The sequence below is a fragment of the Lysobacter antibioticus genome (assembly GCF_000731095.1).
Lineage (GTDB): Bacteria > Pseudomonadota > Gammaproteobacteria > Xanthomonadales > Xanthomonadaceae > Lysobacter > Lysobacter antibioticus_B.
In genome coordinates, this window is the sequence record NZ_JMTZ01000139.1 from 1 (window position 1) to 4,539 (window position 4,539).

At 66.5% G+C, this 4,539-nt stretch carries 3 protein-coding genes; 1 reads left to right on the forward strand and 2 read right to left on the reverse strand.

Features of this window, described 5'->3' with window-relative positions; translation table 11 throughout:
- Positions 1-246 precede the first annotated feature (246 nt).
- Positions 247-1,188 carry a prolyl aminopeptidase gene (gene pip, locus EX88_RS0122455; RefSeq protein WP_031374220.1) on the reverse strand — a complete coding sequence of 314 codons (942 nt, stop codon included), beginning with the start codon at positions 1,186-1,188 and terminating at the stop codon, positions 247-249.
- Positions 1,189-1,273: 85 nt separating this feature from the next.
- Positions 1,274-2,137 (reverse strand): peptide chain release factor N(5)-glutamine methyltransferase, encoded by an 864-nt coding sequence (gene prmC, locus EX88_RS0122460; protein WP_031374221.1) that lies wholly within the window; start codon positions 2,135-2,137, stop codon positions 1,274-1,276.
- 534 nt (positions 2,138-2,671) lie between these two features.
- Here prmC and EX88_RS0122465 point away from each other — a divergent pair.
- Positions 2,672-4,306 carry a PKD domain-containing protein gene (locus EX88_RS0122465; RefSeq protein ID WP_031374222.1) on the forward strand — a complete coding sequence of 545 codons (1,635 nt, stop codon included), beginning with the start codon at positions 2,672-2,674 and terminating at the stop codon, positions 4,304-4,306.
- Positions 4,307-4,539 lie beyond the last annotated feature (233 nt).

Here is a 4,539-nt window from a genome sequence, read left to right on the forward strand (position 1 = left end):
AAAACGGCCTGCATCCATGCAGGCCGCCCTTCGGGTCTTCGATTGCCTTCGCTAGTACGAATCGGCGCACAGCAACAGCAAAGGCAACCACTACGACGGCTCGTTCCTGGCGTTGGGGTAGGAGCGGCGCAAGCCGCGACCGCGAATCTGCGGCTGCCAGCGTGGGCGATCGTCGTTGCGCGGTCGCGGCTTGCGCCGCTCCTACAGGAACCTCTGGCAAACGGATCGCCGCGCCGGCGAAACCGATCAGGCAAACCGATCCGTCGCCTGCACCAGCGCATCCACGTTCTCGTCCTCGAACGCCGAATGCCCCGACGCCGGGGTGATCGTCAGCTCGGCCTTCGGCCAGGCCTTCTTCAGCTCCCAGGCGTTCTGCACCGGGCAGACCACGTCATAGCGGCCGTGCACGATCACGCCCGGAATGTCGGCGATCTTGTGCGCGTCGCGCAGCAACTGGTCTTCGACTTCGAAGAAGCCGCCGTTGACGAAGTAATGGTTCTCGATGCGAGCGAAGGCGAGCGCGAACTTCGCGTCCTCATGGCCGCTGACGAAGTCGTCGTCGACATGAAGGAAACTGGTCGCGCCTTCCCACACGCTCCAGGCGCGCGCGGCGTCGAGCCGGGTCTTCTCGTCCTCGCTGGTCAGACGGCGATGGAACGCGCTGATCAAATCATGGCGTTCGACCGAGGGGATCGCGTTGACGTAGTGCTCCCATGCATCCGGGAACAGGCGCGAGGCGCCTTCCTGGTAGAACCATTCCAGTTCCCAACGGCGCAGCATGAAGATGCCGCGCAGGACCAGCTCGGTGACGCGCTGCGGATGAGTTTCGGCATAGGCCAGCGCCAGGGTCGAACCCCAGGAACCGCCGAACACCTGCCAACGGTCGATGCCGAGCTTGGCGCGCAGCTTTTCGATATCGGCCACGAGTTCCCAGGTGCCGTTATCGACGAGGTCGGCATGCGGGGTCGAGCGGCCGCTGCCGCGCTGGTCGAACAGGACGATGCGGTACTTGGCCGGGTCGTGGAAACGCCGCATCTTCGGGCTGCAACCGGCGCCGGGGCCGCCATGCAGCAGCACCACCGGCTTGCCGTCGGGGTTGCCGCACTGTTCGTAATACAGGGTATGGCGGTCGTCGACCTGGATCGTGCCGGTGTCGAAGGGTTCGATCTCGGGATAGAGCGTGCGCATCGCAGGCCTCGCATTCGGGATGCGGGAAGTCTAACGGGACCCGGCCGCGATGGCGTGACCGGATCGGGCGTCGGCGAGGCGGCTCTCAGGCGTTGGGCTTGCGCGCCAGGCTGACGCGGTCGCGGTCTTCGAGGTCGCGTTCGGTGACGGCATCGACCAGGCCGGCCTGGGTCAACAAGGCGCGCACCGCCGCGCCCTGCTCCCAGCCGTGTTCGATCAACAGCCAGCCGCCCGGGTGCAGATGCGCCGGCGCATCGCGGGCGATGACGCGGATCGCATCCAGCCCGTCGGCGCCGGAAGCCAGCGCGCTGCGCGGCTCGTGACGCAAGTCGCCCTGCTGCAGGTGGGCGTCGTCGTCCTCGATGTATGGCGGGTTGCTCGCGATCAGGTCGAAACGTTCGCCGGCCAAAGGCGCGAACCAGTCGCCGTGGCGGAACTCGACATTGCCCAGTTGCAGCGAGGCCGCGTTGGCGCGAGCGACCTCGAGCGCGTCGGTGCTGAAATCCACCGCGATCACCCGCGCGCGCGGCCGCTCGAACGCCAGGGCCAGAGCGATCGCGCCGCTGCCGGTGCCGAGGTCGGCGATCGTCAGGTCGCGATCTTCGGCAAGCAGTCCCAGGGCCAGTTCGACCAGGCGTTCGGTCTCCGGACGCGGGATCAGCGTCGCCGGCGTCACCGCCAGGTCGAAACGCCAGAAGCCGCGCTGCCCGAGCAGATAAGCCACCGGTTCGCCGGCGAGGCGACGCTCGACCAGGCGGCGGTAACGTTGGGCAACCTCCGCGTCCATCACGTGGTCGTCGTGGGCGAACAGCCAACTGCGCGGCCGCTCCAGCGCATGCGCGAGCAGCAATTCGGCTTCGCCGCGGCCGATCAGCGCCCGTGCCGAACACAGCGCAGCCTCGATACGCTCGGCGCCGGGGTCGTGATGGGGGTCGCTGGGGGAATTCATCGCGGCATCGTACGCGAGGCGATTGCGGATGCGCGCATTCCGATTCGCGAATCCGGTCACACCGCGTGGGTCGCAACGGTCGAATCGCCCTCCTTCGTGATGCCTCGATCACGCGCCGCACGCCGAAAGCACACTTTATTCACGCCGGTTGATCACACCGGTCATTTGCGCCGGTTATTTGCGCCGGAGCCGCGGCTCGATCGCGCCGTCTCCGCGCGAAAGCCTGTTGCGACGCAGCGCGCCCGCGCGAGGCAACGCGCGATGCATCCCGGTTTCATGATTCGCAGACGGCATGCGCAGCGCCTTGATTGAAAGGGAAAAAATCCCGGCCGCGCCGCATTTAAACGTTTTTACCCTTATTTAAATCGATCCAAATGTTGACACGCCGATTTTGGCCCTCCCAATGTGGCCGCGTCGCCGCCATCGGCGACAGGGAGCGCGTCGTGGCGATGGAGCGCAATCGCTCGCCATCGCAAACCGCGCGCATCGACGCCATCGCGTCACGCCGTGACGCTCATTGCAGGGGAACGTTCCATGCCGAAGTCGAACCAGCACCTACCGACCCGCCTCCACTCCATCGACGCCACGGCCCGAACGTTCTCGCGTGCGCTGCCGGCCTTTATCGCGCTGGCGTTGGCCGCCATCGCGCCGACCGCGGCCGCCGCCGAGTCGGCGATCTTCGGCGGCGGCCCGTTCTATTCCGGCGGCCAGACCGTCATCAACGACCTGCGCAATTCCGGCTTCACCACGGTGTTTCTGTGGAGCGTCCATATCGAGGCCAATGGCGACCTGGTCTATAACGACATCCCGATCGTCAAGAACGGCGCGTATATGGGCGCCGACGCCGACTGGCCGGCACGGTTGGCTTCGTTGAAGACCGCGCCGACTTCGGTCAAGCGCGTGGAAGTTTCGATCGGCGCCTGGGGCGTGCCCGACTTCGAACGCATGGCCAACCTGGCCAACGGCACCGCCGCCGGCTGCGGCACCACCATCGTCTGCGGCACCGGCAGCACCAGCATCCTTTACCGCAACTTCCAGGCGCTGAAGACCGCCACCGACGCCGACGCGGTCAACTTCGACGACGAAAGCCACTACAACGTCGCCGACACCACCAAGTTCGGCCAGATGCTGGTCGGGCTCGGCTACAAGATCACCTTCGCGCCCTACACCAACACCAGCTTCTGGCGAGGCGTGAAGGACAACCTCGGCAGCTCGGTCGACCGTATCTACCTGCAAGTCTACGACGGCGGCGCCGGCAACGACCCGGCGAGCTGGAACACCGCGATGGGCATGACCGTCATGCCCGGCCTGTGGACCAAGCACGGCACCGGCTGCACCGCCGGCGACAGCCCGACGCAGGTGCAGACCCGCATGGCCGGCTGGAAGACCAGCGCCGGCATCAGCGGCGGCTTCCTGTGGCTGTACGACGACATCCAGAAGTGCTGGGCGCAGGGTACGACCGCGCAATACGCCGCCGCGATCAACAACGCCGTCAGCGGCAATACCGCACCGGTGGCGAACTTCGGCGTCAGCATCAGCGGCCTGACCGCGAACTTCAGCGATTCCTCCAGCGACGCCGACGGCACGATCGCCTCGCGCAGTTGGAACTTCGGCGACGGCGGCACCTCGACCGCTACCAACCCGAGCCGCACCTACGCCAGCGCCGGCAATTACACCGTCAGCCTGACCGTGACCGACAACGGCGGAGCGACCCACACCAAGACCCAGACCGTCTCGGTCGGCAGCGGCAACGTCAACCTTGCGCTCAACAAACCCGCAACCGGTTCGAGCGCGTGCAACAGCAACGAAGGCCCGGCCAAGGCCGTCAACGGCAGCGTGTCCGGCGGCAACACCGACAAGTTCTGTTCGCTGGCCTCTTCCGCCTGGTTGCAGGTCGACCTGGGCTCGGCGCAGACGGTCAGCAGTTTCGTGGTCAAGCACGCCGGCGCCGGTGGCGAATCCACCTCCTGGAACACCAAGGCCTTCACCATCCAGACCTCGACCAACGCCACGTCGTGGAGCACCCCGGTCACGGTGACCGCGAATACCGCCAGCACCTCGACCCATTCGATCAGCGCGACCTCGGCCCGATACATCAAGCTCAACATCGGCACCCCGACCCAGAACGGCGATCCGGCGACGCGGATCTATGAGTTCGAGGTGCGTTGAGGTTGGGCATTAGCGCCGGCAAGCGGCCGGCATGGCGGGCAGCTACGGTGGCACGGTAGTTTGCCGGGCAAACGGTAGTACGGCGTAGCCGCAAGCGGCGCGGTCGCGGCTTGCGCCGCTCCTACTCAAGAGCCGTGTCACCGTTGCAGTTGCTGTTGCTGTTGCCGTGCGTCGCCGCGCACTAGCGAAGGCAATCGAAGACCCGGAGGGCGGCGCGCAGGGATGCGCGCCGT